The organism is Phenylobacterium sp. (assembly GCF_004299445.1).
GTDB lineage: Bacteria > Pseudomonadota > Alphaproteobacteria > Caulobacterales > Caulobacteraceae > Phenylobacterium.
In genome coordinates, this window is the sequence record NZ_SCTC01000003.1 from 22532 (window position 1) to 39570 (window position 17039).

Annotated in this window: 14 protein-coding genes; 3 read left to right on the forward strand and 11 right to left on the reverse strand. The window is 69.6% G+C overall.

Features of this window, described 5'->3' with window-relative positions; genetic code table 11:
* The first annotated feature begins 293 nt into the window (after positions 1-293).
* Complete coding sequence (locus EPN98_RS00335) at positions 294-3074, forward strand: TonB-dependent receptor (RefSeq protein WP_293358685.1); 2781 nt, start codon at positions 294-296, stop codon at positions 3072-3074.
* An 11-nt stretch (positions 3075-3085) separates the two neighbouring features.
* Positions 3086-4594: a phosphoesterase gene (locus EPN98_RS00340; protein WP_293358688.1), complete on the forward strand. Its 1509-nt coding sequence runs from the start codon at positions 3086-3088 to the stop codon at positions 4592-4594.
* Positions 4595-4636: 42 nt separating this feature from the next.
* Here EPN98_RS00340 and ftsA read toward each other — a convergent pair whose 3' ends face one another.
* The 4 genes from ftsA to EPN98_RS00360 all read right to left on the reverse strand — a co-directional run bounded on the left by ftsA (position 4637) and on the right by EPN98_RS00360 (position 9491).
* Positions 4637-5992 carry a cell division protein FtsA gene (gene ftsA, locus EPN98_RS00345; protein ID WP_293359419.1) on the reverse strand — a complete coding sequence of 452 codons (1356 nt, stop codon included), beginning with the start codon at positions 5990-5992 and terminating at the stop codon, positions 4637-4639.
* Positions 5993-6011: 19 nt separating this feature from the next.
* Positions 6012-6914 (reverse strand): cell division protein FtsQ/DivIB, encoded by a 903-nt coding sequence (locus tag EPN98_RS00350; RefSeq protein ID WP_293359422.1) that lies wholly within the window; start codon positions 6912-6914, stop codon positions 6012-6014.
* The gene (locus EPN98_RS00355) at positions 6850-7827 is read right to left on the reverse strand and encodes a D-alanine--D-alanine ligase (RefSeq protein ID WP_293358690.1); all 978 of its coding nucleotides are present in this window, start codon (positions 7825-7827) and stop codon (positions 6850-6852) included. The genes EPN98_RS00350 and EPN98_RS00355 overlap by 65 nt, the downstream gene beginning before the upstream one ends.
* A gap of 287 nt (positions 7828-8114) precedes the next feature.
* On the reverse strand, positions 8115-9491 hold the full coding sequence (locus EPN98_RS00360; protein WP_293358693.1) for a M20/M25/M40 family metallo-hydrolase: 1377 nt from the start codon (positions 9489-9491) through the stop codon (positions 8115-8117).
* A 135-nt stretch (positions 9492-9626) separates the two neighbouring features.
* On the opposite strand from EPN98_RS00360, the gene EPN98_RS00365 reads away from it, so the two are divergent.
* The gene (locus EPN98_RS00365; RefSeq protein ID WP_293358696.1) at positions 9627-10052 is read left to right on the forward strand and encodes a PaaI family thioesterase; all 426 of its coding nucleotides are present in this window, start codon (positions 9627-9629) and stop codon (positions 10050-10052) included.
* Positions 10053-10072: 20 nt separating this feature from the next.
* On the opposite strand, the gene EPN98_RS00370 is transcribed toward EPN98_RS00365, so the two are convergent.
* From EPN98_RS00370 to murD, 7 genes are read right to left on the reverse strand one after another with little or no spacing between them, the layout of a single operon-like run.
* Positions 10073-10627 carry a histidine phosphatase family protein gene (locus EPN98_RS00370; protein WP_293358698.1) on the reverse strand — a complete coding sequence of 185 codons (555 nt, stop codon included), beginning with the start codon at positions 10625-10627 and terminating at the stop codon, positions 10073-10075.
* Between the two features lies 1 nt (position 10628).
* Entirely contained in the window at positions 10629-11528 is a 900-nt protein-coding gene (gene murB, locus EPN98_RS00375; protein WP_293358700.1) for a UDP-N-acetylmuramate dehydrogenase, read from the reverse strand.
* Complete coding sequence (locus EPN98_RS00380) at positions 11525-11809, reverse strand: DUF3144 domain-containing protein (protein WP_293358702.1); 285 nt, start codon at positions 11807-11809, stop codon at positions 11525-11527. Before EPN98_RS00380 ends, murB begins: the two co-directional genes overlap by 4 nt.
* Positions 11806-13218: a UDP-N-acetylmuramate--L-alanine ligase gene (gene murC, locus EPN98_RS00385; protein ID WP_293358705.1), complete on the reverse strand. Its 1413-nt coding sequence runs from the start codon at positions 13216-13218 to the stop codon at positions 11806-11808. Before murC ends, EPN98_RS00380 begins: the two co-directional genes overlap by 4 nt.
* A gap of 57 nt (positions 13219-13275) precedes the next feature.
* Positions 13276-14370 (reverse strand): undecaprenyldiphospho-muramoylpentapeptide beta-N-acetylglucosaminyltransferase, encoded by a 1095-nt coding sequence (gene murG / locus EPN98_RS00390; RefSeq protein ID WP_293358708.1) that lies wholly within the window; start codon positions 14368-14370, stop codon positions 13276-13278.
* Positions 14371-14397: 27 nt separating this feature from the next.
* On the reverse strand, positions 14398-15585 hold the full coding sequence (gene ftsW, locus EPN98_RS00395) for a putative lipid II flippase FtsW (protein ID WP_293358711.1): 1188 nt from the start codon (positions 15583-15585) through the stop codon (positions 14398-14400).
* Positions 15586-15622: 37 nt separating this feature from the next.
* Complete coding sequence (gene murD / locus EPN98_RS00400) at positions 15623-17026, reverse strand: UDP-N-acetylmuramoyl-L-alanine--D-glutamate ligase (protein ID WP_293358714.1); 1404 nt, start codon at positions 17024-17026, stop codon at positions 15623-15625.
* Between the last annotated feature and the right edge of the window lie 13 nt (positions 17027-17039).

A 17039-nucleotide genomic window follows, 5' to 3' on the forward strand; every position in this document is an offset into this window, starting at 1 on the left:
CGCGGAGTGTGCGCCAAACCCGGGAGGCGTCGCGCAAGTCGAGCGAGGAATTCACGCCCGATCCCCACAATCGAAGCCTGCAACAAAGAGTAGTTATTGGGCGCCCCGGGTCCCCGGCCCCACCGCGTACGGAGACGTCCAGGCAACCTGTAATCTTCAGGCGAGCGGGTGCGGCGGAACAACTGTGTTCGCTCGGCAACAGTCAGTCAGAGTGTCGTGAGTCTGTCCTAATACTGTCGCCGCGCCGTCGTGGTCCCTGACTAAAGCCCGAGCCCGGCTAAGGGGGCCACGACATGCAACAGATCAAGAACATCACCCGCACGTCTCTCATGACCGGTGTCGCGCTGGTCGCCGTGCTCAGCGCCGGCTCGGCGTTCGCTGCTGACGACGCCGCGGCGCCGTCGGTCGAGGAAGTCGTGGTCACCGGGCGGCCGATCGCCGAGTCCCAGGCCGCCGCGCTGCAGATCCAGAAGGAGTCGCCCTCGCTGGTCAGCGTCATCGCCGCCGATGCGGTGGGCCGCCTGCCCGACCAGAACATCGCCTTCGCCATCGGCCGCCTGCCCGGCGTCGCCGTCGAGCGCGACCAGGGCCAGGCCCGCTACGTCAACCTGCGTGGCGCCAAGCCCAACTGGACGACCGTGTCGTTCGATGGCCTGACCATCGTCAGCCCCGAGGGCCGTCAGTCGCGCTTCGACAACATCCCCTCGGCGCTGGCCAGCCAGATCGTGGTCACCAAGGCCGTCACGCCTGACATGCCGGGCGAGACCATCGCCGGCAACGTCGACATCCGCACCCGCAGCGCCTTTGACCGTTCGGGCCTGTTCATCGCCGGCAAGGCCGCGCTGGGCTATGTGGAACTGGGCGGCGGCGAGGAGTCGGACGTATCGCTCGTCGTCTCCGACCGCTTTCTGGACGACCGGCTGGGCGTGCTGGCGCTGGGTTCGTTCTACCACCGCAACATGGTCACCGATAACTGGGAGACCGACCCCTACCAGACCGCCGGCAACGGACGCGACGCGCGCCCCGGCAACCAGGATCGCCGCTGGGCGCGGGAGTTCGAGAACAAGGCCTATCGCCTGACCCGCGAGAACATCGGCGGCGTCTTCAAGGTCGAGTACGAGTTCGACGACAACAACAAGGTCGAGTTCAGCTCGATCTACACGTCCTACATCGATGAGGAATTGCGCTCGAACTACATCTTCCGCATGGACAACGGCGCGACCACCACGCCCGCCGTCGCCTGCCCGGCGGTCGTGGCGCCGCAAACCACCAGCGGCTTCGCCGACATCTGCAACGGCAACACGCCGCAGAAAGGCACCGTTTACGGCGCCCAGATCACCGCCAACTTCAACTCGCTGGAATCCGAAGAGTACACCTGGACCAACACCGTGGGCGGCGAGCACCGGTGGAACGACTGGGACGTGAAGTGGAAGCTCAACTACACCCAGGCCGAGGACGGCCTGGACGCCCCGGCGCGGACCAACTTCGCCAGCCCCACCGCGATCACCGATCGCCCCACGGTCGACTATGACTTCACCGATCGCGACAACAATACCGTCAGCCTGTTCCGCACGGTGGTGACCGGGACCGGCGCCACGGCGGTTCGGTCGAAGGGTGCGGCGGTGCGGTCCATCGACGGCTTCCTGCTGCCGCCGGTGACAGGGACCGCGAACACCATCTCGACCACGGACGGCGGCGATCCGACCTTCGCCTACACGGCCAAGTTCGACGTCGAGCGCGAGTTCGAAATGTTCGGCTCGCCCTTCAAGCTGAAGTTCGGCGGCCTCTACGGTTCGCGCACCAAGAAGCACGAAGAGAAGGTCTACGCCGCGACCATCTCCCAGATCACCGCCGCCGGGCAGACCTTCAATTTCGATCAGATCCGCAATTTCAAGCCCTATCAGGCCGAACTGAAGCTGGGCTACGATTTCAACTATTTCTCGAAGGACGCCGTCGACAAGCGCGCCAGCGACCTGCTCAAGGCCGGCGTGCTCGTCCGCCAGAACACCAACGCCAACTACTTCCGCGTCCAGGAAGAGGTTCTCGCCGGCTACGCCATGGGGACCTGGACCCAGGACTGGGGCAACATCGTCGCCGGCGCCCGCATCGAGCGGGTCAAGAACACCGGCAGCGCCTTCGGCGGCGTGGGCGCGACGACCGTGTTGGTATCGGCGAGCAACGACCAAGTGCTGGTGTTCCCCAGCGCCCACATCAACTGGGACCTCAACGACGAGATGAAGGTCCGCATCGGCTTCACGTCAGGCGCCGCGCGGCCCGATTTCGATGAGCTGCGCCCGAACCTGGTGGCCAATGACTCCACCCAAAGCATCTCCGGCGGCAACCCCGACGCCAAGCCCGAGCGCGCCTACGGCGTCGATGCCTACTATGAGTGGTATATGGCCTCGGGCGGGTATCTGTCGGCTGGCGTCTATTACAAGAACATCAAGGACGCGCTGTTCAGCCAGTCGGGCGTCTTCGGCCGGGACATCCTGAACTTCGGCGGCGTGGACCGTTCGGGCTATACGCTCAACACCCTGCGCAACGGCGGCACCGGCCATATCCTGGGCGCCGAGGCCGCGATCGCACAGTCGATCGAGCCGTTCCTGGAAGACACCAGCGCGCCCGACTGGGTGAAGGGCTTCGGCATTCAAGCCAACCTCACCCTCAACGACAGCGAGTTCAACGTCCCCAGCGTGGGCGGCGTGCCGAAGCGCAAGATCCCGGTGATCGGCGCCTCGGACGTGGCCTACAACATCTCGCTCTACTACGAGCGCTATGGCCTTTCGGCGCGGCTGGCCTACCAGTTCCGGACGGAGTGGGGCCAGTCGGTGGGCGACTACCAGGTCCTCAATGGCAAGACCGTGCCGGTGACCAACGGCGACATCTACTGGAACGACGACGAAGAGCTCGACCTGTCGATCCGCTACCGGATCAACGACAATTTCGAGTTGACCTTCGACGCGGCCAACCTGACCAACGATCCCGGTCGGCGGTACGGCGACAGCGCGGCCTATCCCATCGAGTGGGAACGGTTCGGTCGCCGGTTCATCGCGGGCGTGAACTTCACCTTCTGAGAAACCCGAACATGTCGCGCCGCCTGGGCCTTCCGCTTCTCGCCGCCGCCGCCCTGACGGGCGGCGGTTCCGCCCCGGCCCTCGCCCATCCGGGCCCTCACGTCGAGCCGGTGGCCCCGGCCTCGGCGAAGGCGGCCAAGGCGGATCCGGCATCGCGCCGCTGGCTGGCGGGCGATCACCACGTCCACAGCTGGTACAGCGCCAGCTGGAAGCCGGCGGCCGATGGCAAGTCGGCGCCGACGCCTGTGAAGGCGGGCGACGCCAGCAACCCGATCACGACCAATGTCCGCAAGGCCGCGGGCTTTGGCCTTTCGTGGATGGTCTCCACCGACCACGGCGGTCCGAACCATTCGCAGTTCAACCGCGAGCAGGCCTATCCCGAGGTGCTGCAGGCGCGGCGGGAGAACCCGAAGGTCCTGGTGTTCTACGGCATGGAGCTGAACACGCCCGCCGCCGAACACTCCAGCATCATCATCCCGCACACCCCGGCCGAGCGCGACGCGCTGTTCGGGATCGAGAAGGGCTACGACCGCGCCGAGCCGTGGCCGTCGGATCCCACGCGCAACACCGAACCCCACATGATCGCGGCGCTGAAGCACATGGACGGCCTGGCTGATCCCCCGGTGGTCATCGCCAACCATCCGGCGCGAACCGCCAAAGGCGAAGGCCAGTACGGCCTCCTCTCGCCGCATGAGCTGCGCAACTGGAACGACGCCGCGCCGCAGGTGGCCGTCGGCATGGAAGGCGCGCCGGGGCACCAGGCCGAGGCCCTGCAGCGCGACGGCTCGCGAAAGGCCGACGGCGCGCGCGGCGGCTATGACAACGGCTTCCCGACGATGGGCGGCTTCGACCAGATGACCGCCCGCCTCGGAGGCTTCTGGGATTCCATGCTGGGCGAGGGCCGGCGCTGGTGGGTGACCTCCACCTCTGACTCGCACCGCCACTATAGCGACGGCGGCCACGACTTCTGGCCGGGCGAATACTCCAAGACCTACGTGAAGGCGGCTCGGACCTACGACGACGTGCTGGACGGCCTGCGCAACGGCCGCGTGTTCACAACGCTGGGGGACCTGGTCTCGGAACTCGACGTAATCGTCCAGACTTCGGACGGCCGGCGCCGCGCCGGCATCGGCGAACGGCTCAAGGTGGCGAAGGGCTCGGACGTCACCGTCGTGATCCGCCTGCGTGATCCCGCGGGCGTCAACTTCGGCGGCCAGACCCCCGAGGTGGCGCGCGTCGACCTGATCCGCAGCGAGATCGGCCCTCGCGTCGCCGACCGCACGACCGACAGCAACCCCCGCGCCCGGGTCGAGAAACGCTTCACGTCCCGCGACTGGTCCCGCGACGGTGAACGGATCTCCATCGCCTGGACGATCCGGAACGTCACCGAGCCCACGTACCTGCGCCTGCGCGGCACGAACCGCGCCGACGAGCTGGAGCCCCAGCCCGATCCGCTGGGCGAAGACCCGTGGTCTGATCTCTGGTTCTACGCCAACCCCGTCTTTATCGACGTGGAGTGAGGCGCGGCTGCCTCTCCCACCGCGTGGGAAAGGAAGAGCCTCCTACAGGTTATCCCGCAGCCAGACCGCGGCCTTGGCGAAGGGGTTGGCCGTGGGGTCGAGAGGCTCGCGGCGCAGCTTCGAGGACGAGAGCTGCTTGGTCGAGACCGCCTCGCGCGGGCCGAACGCCGAGCGGTGGAGGATGCCGGCGGCGGCCGTGAAGGCCGGGCCCGAAGCGGCGTCGGCCAGGTGCGGCACGCGGCGCGGGCGGCCCAGACGGACCGGACGGTCGAACACGCGCACAGCCACTTCACGCACGCCGGCCAGCTGGCTGGCTCCGCCCGTCAGCACCAGGCCCGCGCCCGGCTCGATCGGCGCGCCGGCCGACTTCAGGCGGTCGCGGAGCAGTTCCAGGGTCTCTTCGACACGCGGGGCGATGATGCCCTTCAGCAGGCTGCGGGGCGCCACGACCGGGCCCGCGCCAGGGTCGTCGCCGCGCGGCGGGGCCTCGATCATCTCGCGGTCCTCGTTGGCCGAGGCGATGGCGCTGCCGTGCAGGGTCTTGATGCGCTCGGCGCCGGCGATGGAGGTGGACAGGCCGCGGGCGATGTCCTGGGTCACATGCTGGCCGCCCACCGGCACCGTCTCGACGTGAACCAGTGAGCCGCCGCGGAACACCGAAGCCGAGGTCGAGCCGCCGCCCATGTCGATGCAGACGCTGCCCAGGTCGAGCTCGTCCTCCTCCAGCGCGGCCAGGGCCGAGACGAACGGCGCGGCGACCACGCCCTCCAGCTGCAGGTGGGCACGCTCGACGCAGGCGCCCAGGGTGTTGAAGACGGTCTCGGCGACCGAGACGACCAGCAACTCGACGCCCAGGGTCTTGCCGAACATGGCGCGCGGGTCACGCACCCCGCCCTGCCCGTCCACGGCCCAGGCGATGGGCAGGATGTGGATGGCGCGGCGGCCCGGCAGCTTGATCTGGGCCAGCGCGTTCTGGATCGCGCGCACGAGGTCGTTGTCGCTGATAGGGCGGGCGCCGATGGACACCCGGCCGTGGACCCGCGACGAGCTGAGCAGCCCGCCGGCCGTGGAAATCGTCACGCCCTGGACGTTCACGCCGGCCACGTTCTCGGCCCGCTCCACGGCCTGGGCGATCGCGTCCGAGGCCTCGTCGAGATTGACGATCGCGCCGCCGCGCACGCCGCGCGACTGGACGTAGCCGACGCCGCAGGTGGTCAACGTGCGGTCCCCGCGGCGAACGCCGTCGGGCTTCATGATGAAGCAGGCCACCTTGGACGCGCCCAGGTCGACCGCAGCCACCACCTTGGGCGGCGCCAGCGCGGCCTTCAGGCCGTCCCGGTTGTCCTTCTTCGCCAACTTGGCGGCGGGCTTGTCTTTCGGCGGGCGTTCGGCGGTCATCGACATGCGTTCGGTCTCGTTACGCGCCCTCCGCCGGGGGCGGAGCAGGCGCGGTGGCGACGGTGGGCGGTGCGGGCGCGCGCGGCCGGACGGCCACGACATCGGGATTGCGCAGGTCGATGCGCTCGAAGCCGAGTTCGAGGATTCGCGAGCGCAGGTCCAGCTGCTCCAGCTGCATCAGCGCCTGTTCCTCCTCGACGGCGGGAAGCTGGATCAGCGCGCCATCCTTCAGGCGCAGGTCCCAGCGGCGGTCGTCGACCCGCACCAGGGCCTCGAGGCGCGCCATCAGCTTCGGGCGCTGGACCAGGGTGGGCAGGATTTCGCCGGCATGCTGGGCGCCGCCCGCGCCCACCACCAGCGGCAGCGTGGCGAACCGGGCGGGATCGGCTTCGCGGATCACCTGGCCGTGGTCGTCGATCACGACGCTCTTGCCGTTGTGCTGCCACACGGCCAGCTGGCGGCGCTCTTCCACGGCGATGACCAGGGTGTCGGGCAGAAGGCGGACCACGCGGGCTTCCTTCACCCAGCCCACGGCCTGCACGCGCTGGCGCAGCGCTTCCAGATCCATGCCCATCAGCGGGTCGTCCTTGTGGACGCCGGCGGCGGCGATGATGTCGGGGGTGGCCATCGCCGAGGCGCCCTGCACGTGCACGGCGGCAAGGCGGAAGCCGGCGTCGCCGAACCTGCCGTCGATCCCGCGGCCCACGGCGTCGGCGATGTGCTGGCCCCGCCCGCCGGTGGCCAGAGTGACGCCCAGCGCGGCGGTCAGCACGCCGGCGGCGATCATCAGGATGTGCCGGGGCGCCAGGCGCGGCGCAGTGGCGGGCTCGGCCTTCGCAGGGGCGCGTTTGGCCGTGCTAGCGGGCGTCTTTACTCGGGGCTTCGCTGCGACTCGCGACTCCCCCCGCACCGCCGCGGGCATACGCATCCTCCGTGATCCAAAGCACCAGCCGGTCGAAGTCCACCCCGCCCGCGGCCGCCTGCTCCGGAACGAGGGAGGTGGGCGTCATTCCCGGCTGGGTGTTCACCTCCAAGAGGACCAAAACATCGTTAACGTCGTCATAACGAAGGTCCGACCTGGTAACCCCTCGGCAACCCAGGGCGGCATGCGCCATCTCGGATAGTTTCTTCGCCTTTTCAATTGCATGCGACGGCATTCTGGCGGGCACGATGTGCTCCGAACCACCGTCGCCGTACTTCGCCTCGTAGTCATAGAAGCCGGTTTTCGGCACGATCTCGGTAACGGTCATGGCCTTGCCGTCCATGACGCCCACGGCCAGCTCCATGCCGGCGATGTAGGGCTCGACCATCACCTCCTCGCCGAAGGTCCAAGACGGAGCCACGACCTCCTGCGGCGGGCGATTCGCACCGTCGAAAACCAGGAAGACCCCCACCGACGAGCCCTCGGCGTTCGGCTTCACAACGTAGGGCGGCGGCATGACGTGGTCGCGGGCGACGTCGAAGCGGTTGAAGAGCCCGCCGCCCGGCACCACGACCCCCGCCGCCGCCAGCACGGCCTTGGCCTTGGCCTTGTCCATCGCCAGCGCCGAAGCCAGCACGCCGCAGTGGGTGTAGGGCAACCCCAGCGTTTCGAGCACCCCCTGGACGCAGCCGTCCTCGCCCCACTCGCCGTGCAGAGCGTTGAAGCAGACGTCGGGCCTCAGGTTGGTCAGCACCTGGGCGAGGTCCCGCCCAGCGTCCACGCGGCTCACCCTCGCCCCCAGGCGCTCCAGCGCGTCGGCGCACTCTCGGCCGGAGACCAGGCTGACCTCGCGCTCGGAGGACAGCCCGCCCATGAGGACGGCGACGTGGTGGCCTGAAAGGGGCAGCGACATGGGCGACTCGTAGCGGCTGGAAGCAGTCGTCTGCCCGTGACGGACGGGCGGCCACGGGTCAAGCCAAGAGCCGGCGCCGGTTCCGTGAAGACCGGCGGCAGGGCCGTCTTGCTGTCGAGCTCCGCGCGCCGCAGGCGCGGTTTTATGGAACCACGAACCACACGAACCACACGAACGCGACCAATCTTCCGAAGCCTGCGAGTGGCCCACTCCGTTCGTGTGGTTCGTGTGGTTCGTGGTCAAACTGAGCGGCGCTGACGCGCCACCGCAGCCAACAGCTCGAACGCCTACTTCGCGGCCCCCGCGACCGGCTTGGCCCGGAAGTCCACGTCCGAGTTGGCCACCGTGTAGAGGAAGGCCGCCCAGACCGCGGTGTTCTGCGCCAGCTCCTTCGGGTCGATCTTGTCCAGCGTGTCGTCAGCCGCGTGGTGCAGGTCGAAGTAGCGGCTCATGTCCTGGTTGAAGTCGACGAAGGGCACGCCGGCCGAGATCAGGCCCGAGATGTCCGCCCCGCCGCTGACGGGCGGCGCACGGCTCACCATCACGTTCATCTTCGGCAGCGCCGCGCGGAAGGCGGTCATGGCCGGATGGCCGGCGGCGGCCGGCGGGGTGCTGACGCTCCAGATGCGCCCGGCGCCGCTGTCGCTCTCGCCCGCCACGATCATCTGGCCCACCTCGGCCTTGTGGGCCGCGAGATAGGCGCCGGACGAACCGCCCTGCTCTTCCGAGCCCCACATGACCACACGGATCGTCCGCTTCGGCTTGCCCGCCTGGGCCACCAGCTTGGCGGCGGCGGTGGTGATGCCGATGCCCGCCGCGTCGTCGACAGCGCCCGTGCCCGGATCCCAGCTGTCGAGGTGGCCGCCCAGGACGATCACCTCGTCGGGCTTGTCCTTGCCGCGGATCTCGCCCGAGATGTTCCAGGCGGGTGACGCCGGGTTGGACGACGAGGTCATGTCCAGCTTCACCATCACCGGCTCGCCGCGCGCGGCCAGCCGCTCCAGCAGTTCGGCGTCGGGCGGAGAAAGAGCCGCCGCGGGTATGCCGCCCGGGGCGCCGCCGCCGGTGTGCGGCAGGCGCGTGTCGTCGGTCGACAGCGAGCGGATCAGATAGCCCACGGCCCCGCGCTTGGCCGCTTCCGGCGCGCCGGCCCGGCGCTGGACGCCGACCGCGCCGTAGCTCGAACCATCCTGCGTGCGGCCCATGGACTGGGTCACCACGGCGATCTTGCCGCTCAGCGACCCCACCGGCTGGTCCAGCATGGCCTGGTAGGTCTTGAACACCACGATGGGCGCGGTGATGCCGCCCGCCGGCGTCGACGACGAGCCGCCCAGGCCCAGGATCGCCAGCTTGTGCGGCCACGGCCCCACCACTTCGGCGGACTCGGCGCCGCGCGACCACGTCGGGGTCGTAAAGGCCTCGACCTTGATGTTCTCGAAGCCCAGTTCCTTGAACTTGGCCACCGCCCAGTCACGGGCGCGTTCCATGGCGGGCGAGCCGGTCATCCGGGCGCCGACCTCGCTGGTCAGGCTCTCGGTGATGTCCCAGGCCAGGGTGTCGGTCAGGGCCTTGTCGCGGACGGCGATAGCGCCGGCGGTCAGGTCCTGGGCCGAGGCGGAGGTGGCGGCCAGCAGGCCGGCGACGATCAGAGGGAGGATGCGCATGTGCGCCGGTCCCATCGCGCGGGATTCTCGTCAAGAGCCACTCACCGCATCACCGGCAGACCACGTCCGCATGCCGCTGCAGCCACCACGTTGTCAGCATCCTGGCGGCAGAGTGCGCCGATAAAAGGAGATCCCATGCCCGTTCCGACCGCCTTGGACGGCCTGCCCCGCCCGCCCTGCGCCGAGCTGCTGGGCTGGGAGGTGGTGGAGGCGCGCCCCGCCGACGGCTGGATCCGCATCCGCTTCGAGGCGCGCCCCGAGTTCGTGAATCCGGCGGGCCACATCCAGGGCGGGTTCCTGGCGGCCATGCTGGACGACACCATGGGCCCGGCGATGTTCATCTACGCCGAGGGCCGGATGTTCACCCCCACCATCCAGTTGCACGTCAGCTACCTCGCGCCCGCCCGCCCCGGCCCGCTGTACGGCGAGGGCCTGGTGGTCCAGGCGGGCAAGACCATCGCCTTCCTGGAGGGCCGGCTTATGGACCTGTCCGGCACTGTGGTGGCCAAGGCGACGGCGACCGCCCGCCTGGTGCCATCGAGCAAGTCGGTGGCGGCGTAGGAGCGCCCTTTCCCTCCCCATTAAGGGAGGGAAATCCGCTCCACCAGCCCGCCCTGCGCGTCCAGTACGAAGGCGTCGGGCGTATGCAGGTTGCGCCAGAGGTCGTGGGCGTCGAGGCCCAGCAGCTTGGCGACATAGAGGCTCATCACCGTGCCGTGGGTCACCGCCACCAGCGGCCGGCCCTTGTGCTGGGCCAGCGCCCGGGCCAGCCGCTCGCCGGCCTCGTCCGCCGTCTCGATGCCGCCCACCGCCTCCCCGGGCGAGGCGAAGATGCTGGCGATCCTCTCGCGGAACGCCGCCTCCGTCCCGAACGACAGGTGCTGGCGCTTGTGCTCGTGCAGGCCGGGATCGATGTCGATCGTCAGGCCGAGGCGGCCGGCGATGATCTCGGCGGTCTCGCGGGCCTTTGGCTCGGGGCTGGTGGCGACAGCCACCGGCCGGTAGCCCGCGATCTTCCCGGCCAACGCTTCGACGGCGGCGCGCCCCTCGGGGCACAGCGGCCAGGTGGTGGGCGGCGTGTCCGGGTCGATCGCCGGGCGGCCGTGCCGCACCAGGATGAGGGACGCGCCCGTCACCTTACGCCGTCCCGATCCGCTTGATCTCCCAGTGGAGATCGATGCCGGTCTTGGCCTTCACGTCGGCGCGCACGGCCTCGCCCAGCCCCTCCAGATCGGCGGCGGTCGCCGTCCCGGTGTTGATCATGAAGTTGGAGTGCAGCTCCGAGAACATGGCCCCACCGTACAGCTTTCCGCGCCAGCCCGCCTCATCGACGAGCTTCCACGAGGAATGCCCCGGCGGGTTCTTGAACGTGGAGCCCCCGGTCTTCTCGCGGATCGGCTGGGTGGTCTCGCGCCGCGCGGTGATCTCGTCGATCCGCGCCTGGACCGCCGCAGGGTCGTCAGGCCGGCCTTCGTAGGTCGCCTCGACCCAGGTGATGTCGGCCGGCGCCTGCGAGTGCCGGTAGGTGTAGCCGAAGTCGGCCAACTGCAGCTCCCGCCGGGTCCCGGAGCGATCGTAGCCCCACGCCGACTGAAGCACGTCCTTGGTTTCGGATCCGTAGCAACCGGCGTTCATGGTCAGCGCGCCGCCGATCGTGCCGGGGATGCCGGCGTAGAACTCCAGCCCCGCGATCCCCGCCTTGGCCGCCGCCCGCGCCACCGCCGCGTCCAGCGCCGCCGATCCCGCCGTGATCCGCGTCCCCTCGGCCGAGACGCCGGCGAACGAACGCCCCGCCAGCCGGATCACCACGCCCGGCACGCCGCCATCGCGGATGATCACGTTCGAGCCCACGCCTAGGACCGTCACCGGCACGTCGGCTGGCAGCGCCTTCAGGAAATCCCGCAGATCCTCATGGTCGGCCGGCAGGAACAGCACCTCGGCCGCCCCGCCCACCCGGAACCAGGTGAACGGCCCCAGCGGTTCGTCCCGCAGCAGCTTGCCGCGGACGGTCGGCAGGGCGTCGCGCCAGTCGCTCATTTGGCGCCCATGAAGCTGTCGAAGTTGTCCGCGTACTCATCGAGATGGTGCTCGAGCATCGCGCGATACTGGTCGCAAAAGTAGGAGACCAGATCCTCGCGCGCCTCCTGCATCTGGTCGCCGCTCTCGAAGCCCTTGGCGCTCAGCCAAGCATTGAAGCGGGCTGCGGCGAACATCATCGACGCGCTGACTTTGCCAGGATCAATCTTGTTCGCCTGCTCGTTGGACAGATGGATGTGAGCATCCGCCCGATCATAGAATTCCGGGTCGAGCTCGCTCACTTCGCCAGCGCTTCCAGTTCGCCGGGCAGCGCGTAGGCCCAGCTGGTGATGTCGCCGGCGCCCAGCAGCACCACGAGGTCGCCCGGCGCGGTCTCTTCCTTGACCAGCGCGGCCAGCTCGGCGGGACTGCCCAGCGGCAGCACGCGGCGGTGGCCGTAGCGGCGAAGGCCTGCCACCAGCCCGTCCTTGCTGGCCCCCTCGATCGGCTGTTCGCCGGCCGCGTAGACATCGGCCACGATCACCGTGTCGGCGTCGGCGAAGCAGGCGCAGAAGTCGTCGAACAGATCGCGCAGGCGGCTGTAGCGGTGCGGCTGCACCACGGCGATCACCTTGCCCTGGCTGACCGCGCGCGCGGCCTTCAGCACCGAGGAAATCTCCACCGGGTGGTGGCCATAGTCGTCGACCACCCGCACGCCGTTCGCCACGCCGGTGGTCGTGAAGCGCCGCCGCACGCCGCCGAAGTCGGCCAGCCCTTTGCGGATCGCCGCCTCGCCCAGGCCCAGCTCGCGCGCCACCGCCACGGCGGCCAGCGAGTTCAACACGTTGTGGTGCCCGGCCATCGGCAGGTGCAGGTCCGCATACCGGATCGGCTCGCCGACCAGGGGCCGGATCACCGCGTCATAGCGGGCGCCGTCGGGGCCCATGGTGATGTTCTCGGCCCGCACCTCGGCCTGCGGATTGACGCCGTAGGTGACGAGGCGCCGGTTCTCGACCCGAGCCGCCATCGCCTGGACCTCGGCGTGGTCGGTGCAGACGGCGGCGAAGCCGTAGAACGGGATGTTCTCCACGAAGTCGCGGAAGGCCTTCTTGACCGCTTCGAAATCGCCGTAGTGGTCCAGGTGCTCGGGGTCGATGTTGGTGACCACGGCGGCCGTCGACTTCAGCTTCAGGAACGTGCCGTCGCTCTCGTCAGCCTCGACCACGATCCATTCGCCGGTCCCCACCTTGGCGTTGGTGCCATAGGTGTTGATGATCCCGCCGTTCACCACCGTCGGATCCAGTCCGCCGGCGTCCAGCAGCGAGGCGATCATCGACGTGGTGGTGGTCTTGCCGTGGGTGCCGCCCACAGCCACCGAGAACTGCAGCCGCATCAGCTCGGCCAGCATCTCGGCGCGCCGAACGAGGGGCAGCCGCTTCTCGCGCGCGGCCACCATCTCGGGATTGTCGGCCTTCACCGCGGTCGAATAGACGACCGCATAGGCGCCCTCGACGTTCGCCGGGTCCTGGCCGATGAAGATCTTCGCGCCCAGCTTCTCCAGCCGCTCGGTGTTGGCGCTGGCCTTGGCGTCCGAGCCCTGCACCGTATAGCCGGTGCGCATCATGATCTCGGCGATGCCGCTCATGCCGATGCCCCCGATGCCGATGAAGTGCACGGGACCGATTTCGAAGGGGACGGGGCGTCGGGTCATGTCGCAGTCCTAGGACGCTTCCCGGCGATGGGAAAGTAGCCCTCCTGTCTGAACGTCCTACTGAGACGCCGTCTTCTCCACCACGTCGGCCAGCCGCTCCGCCGCATCGGGGATCGCCACAGAGCGGGACGCCGCCGCCATGCGGGCCAGGCGATCGGGATTGCTGAGCAGGACGGTCAGCGCCTTGGCCAGGCTCTCGACGGTGAGCTGGCTCTCGCGGGCGATCTCGGCGCCGCCGACGTCGGCCAGCAGCTTGGCGTTCTGGCCCTGGTCGTCGTCGATGGCGATGGCCAGCGGGACCAGGATCGCCGGCTTGCCCGCGACCGCGAACTCGCAGACCGACCCAGAGCCCGAGCGGCCGATCACCAGGTGGGCATCGCGCAGCCGGCTGGCCATGTCGCGGAAGAAGGGCGCGATCTCGGCGTCGACCAGGGCGTCCTGATAGGCGCGGCGCGCAGTGTTCATGCTCTCGGCGCGGGTCTGCTGCTGGACGGTCAGACGCCGGCGCAGGTCTTCAGGCAGGGCTTTCACGGCCTCGGGCACCAGTTCGGACAGCAGGCGCGCGCCCTGGCTGCCGCCGGTTACCAGCAGGCGCAGCGGGCCGTTCGGTTCCGGCGGGATGTAGGCGACCTCGGCCAGCGCCCGGATTGGGGGGCGCACCGGGTTGCCCACCACGATGGCGCGGGCGGCCACCTTCGGCGGGGCCTTCTGCAGGGTGGGAAAGGCGCAGGCCACGGTCTTCACATGGCTGGCCAGCATCCGGTTGGCCCGGCCCATCACCGCGTTCTGCTCGTGGATCACGGTCGGCAGGCCGCCCAGCACCGCAGCCACCAGCGACGGCGCCGACGGATAGCCGCCGAAGCCCACCACCACCTTGGGCGCGATGTCGCGGAACGCGGCGCGCGCCTGCAGGACGCCGCGGGTGATCGCGAAGCCCGCGCGCATCATGCCGATCGGGTCGCCGCGTCTGAAGGTGGCGGCCGACAGGCCGATGCGCCGCTCGGCCGGGAAGTCCTGCGCCAGCCCCGCCACGCGCTCGTCCGACGCCAGCACCACGCCCCAGCCGCGCGCGATCAGCGCCTCGGCCAGCGCCTGAGCCGGAAACAGATGGCCGCCGGTGCCCCCGGCGGCGACGACCGCAATCCTACGCATGGCGGCCCCTATACACGGCGGCGCCGCTCAACTGTACGCTCCGGCCTTGGCGAGGCCTTCGTTCGGCGCGTAGGCGCCGGGGCGGCGACGGGTGAGCGCCAGGGCCAGGCCCATGGTCAGCCCCATGGCCAGCATCGACGAGCCGCCATAGCTGATGAACGGCAGCGTCATGCCCTTTGTCGGCATCATGTTGAGGTTGACGGCCACGTTGATGATCGCCTGCTGGCCCACCAGCACGAACAGCCCCGCCGCGGCGATCTGTTCGAAGGGATCGGACAGCTTCATCGCCCGCATCAGGCCGCGGACCACCACGAAGGCGAACAGCGAAACCAGCAGCAGCTGGAACACCAGCCCGAATTCCTCGGCCCCCACCGAATAGGCGAAGTCGGTGTGCAGGTCGGGCACCTTGCGCTTCATCACGCCCTCGCCAGGACCCCGGCCGAACACGCCCCCGGCCGCCTGGGCGATGGCCGCGGCGTCGACCTGATGGGTGTCGGCCTTCTCCGGCGAGAAGAAGCGGTCCACGCGGCTCTGCACATGCGGGAACAGGAAGTAGGTCGAACTGAGCCCCGCGACGGCCGTAGCGCCCAGCAGCATCACCCAGCTCATCGGCACGCCGGCCATCCAGAAGGCGGCGCCGAACGCCACCGTGATCAGCACAGTCTGGCCCACGTCGGGCTGGATCAGCAGCAGGGCCACCGAGACCGCGAACAGGCCGAACGCTATGGAGACCCCGGGCACCCCCTGCCCCTTCTGGCCCTCGGCGAACATCCAGGCGACCAGGATCACCAGGGCCGGCTTCATGTACTCCGACGGCTGGAAGGTGAAGCCGCCGAACTCGATCCAGCGGGTCGCCCCCTTGGCGTTGTGGCCGATGAACGGCAGGGCGATCATCACCGCGATGGCCGCCAGCCAGATGACGAAGGCGGCCCGCCTGACCCCCTTCACGTCCAGCATCGAGATGCTGACCAGCACCGCCATCGCCGCGACCGCGAACACGCACTGGCGCACCGCGAAATGGAAGGGATCGCCGATGTTCATCCGCGCCGCGGCCGCCGGACTGGCGGCGAAGGCGATGACCACGCCGATGGCGATCAGGATCGTGACGACGCCCAGCATCCAGCGGTCGACCGTCCACCACCAGACGCCCAGCGGCGTGCGGTCGGAGCGGGCGAAGGCGTGGGCGTTGGAGTGCGGGTTCGGAACGGTGGTCATGGCGCGCTCCTGTCGAGGCGTCGGCCGTGCGGGATCATCAGGACACCCCTTCCCGCGCCAGAGCGTGGACGGCAGCGCGGAAGGCCTCGCCCCGCTGCTCGAAGTCGGCGAACTGGTCGAACGAGGCGCAGGCCGGCGACAGCAGGACGATCGCATCCTGGCCGCTGGCGGCGGCGTCCTTGAAGGCTGCGGCGGCCGCGGCGGGGATCGTCCCGCAGGCCACGGCGTCGGCCTTGCCTTGCAGGGTCTCGGCGAAGGCCTCGGTCGCCTCGCCCACGAGGTAGGCCCGGATCACCCGCGGAAACAGGTCGGCGAGATCCGCGATGCCGTCGGTCTTGGCGCGACCGCCGGCGATCCAGTAGACTTTGGGATAGCTCGACAGCGCCTGGCGCGCGGCGTCGGCGTTGGTGGCCTTGCTGTCGTTGATGAAGCGCACCTTGCCGATCACGCCCACCGTCTCCATCCGGTGCGCGAGGCCCGGGAAGGTCATCAGCGCGCGCGCCGCCTGTTCGGACGAGACGCCCAGGCCGCGGGCCGCCGCATAGGCCGCCGCCGCATTCTGCCAGTTGTGCCGGCCGGGCAGCGAGCGGGCTCGCTTCAGGTCGGCGGCCTCCACGGCGCGCTCGCCCGAGGCGTCGTAGAGGAGGCCGTCCAGCGCATAGACGCCCCGGCTCATCGCCTTGCTGGCCGAGATCGGCACGATGGTGCGGCGGTTGGCGGCCGTGATCTCGGTGCAGATCCGCTGGCCCCACGCGTCGTCGACCCCGATCACCGCGGTGTCGCCCTTGCCCTGGTTCCGCAGGATCCTGCGCTTTGCCGCGACATAGTTCTCCATGTCGCCGTGCCGTTCCAGATGATCGGGCGAGATGTTGAGGATGATGCTGACGTCGGCCTTGAGGCTCGAGGTCAGGTCCAGCTGGTAGGACGACAGTTCCAGCACGTAGACCGCGCCGCCGTGCATGTCGTCCAGCGCCAGCACGCCGGTGCCGATGTTGCCGCCCACGCGCACGTCGCGGCCCGCCTCGGCGAAGATGTGGCCGATCAGCGCCGTGGTCGTGGACTTCCCGTTCGTGCCCGTGATCGCCACCACCTTCGGCCGCTTGTGCTCGGGCGCGGCGTTCACGGTGCGGGCGAAGAGCTCGACGTCGCCCAGGATCTCGACGCCCTCGGCCTTGGCCTTGTCGACCGTCCAGTGTGGCTTGGGATGTGTCAGCGGCACGCCCGGCGACAGCATCAGGGCGGCGAACGGCGACCAGTCGGCGACCGTCAGGTCCGTGAGGGTGAAGCCCTCGGCCTCGGCGGCCTCGCGGGTCTTGGAGTTGTCATCCCAGAGCGCCACCTTGGCGCCGCCGGCCACCAGGGCGCGCGCCGCCGCCAGGCCCGTGCGGGCCAGGCCGAACACGGCGACCGTCTTCCCTTCGAAGCCACGGACCGGGATCATGACGGCGGGACGG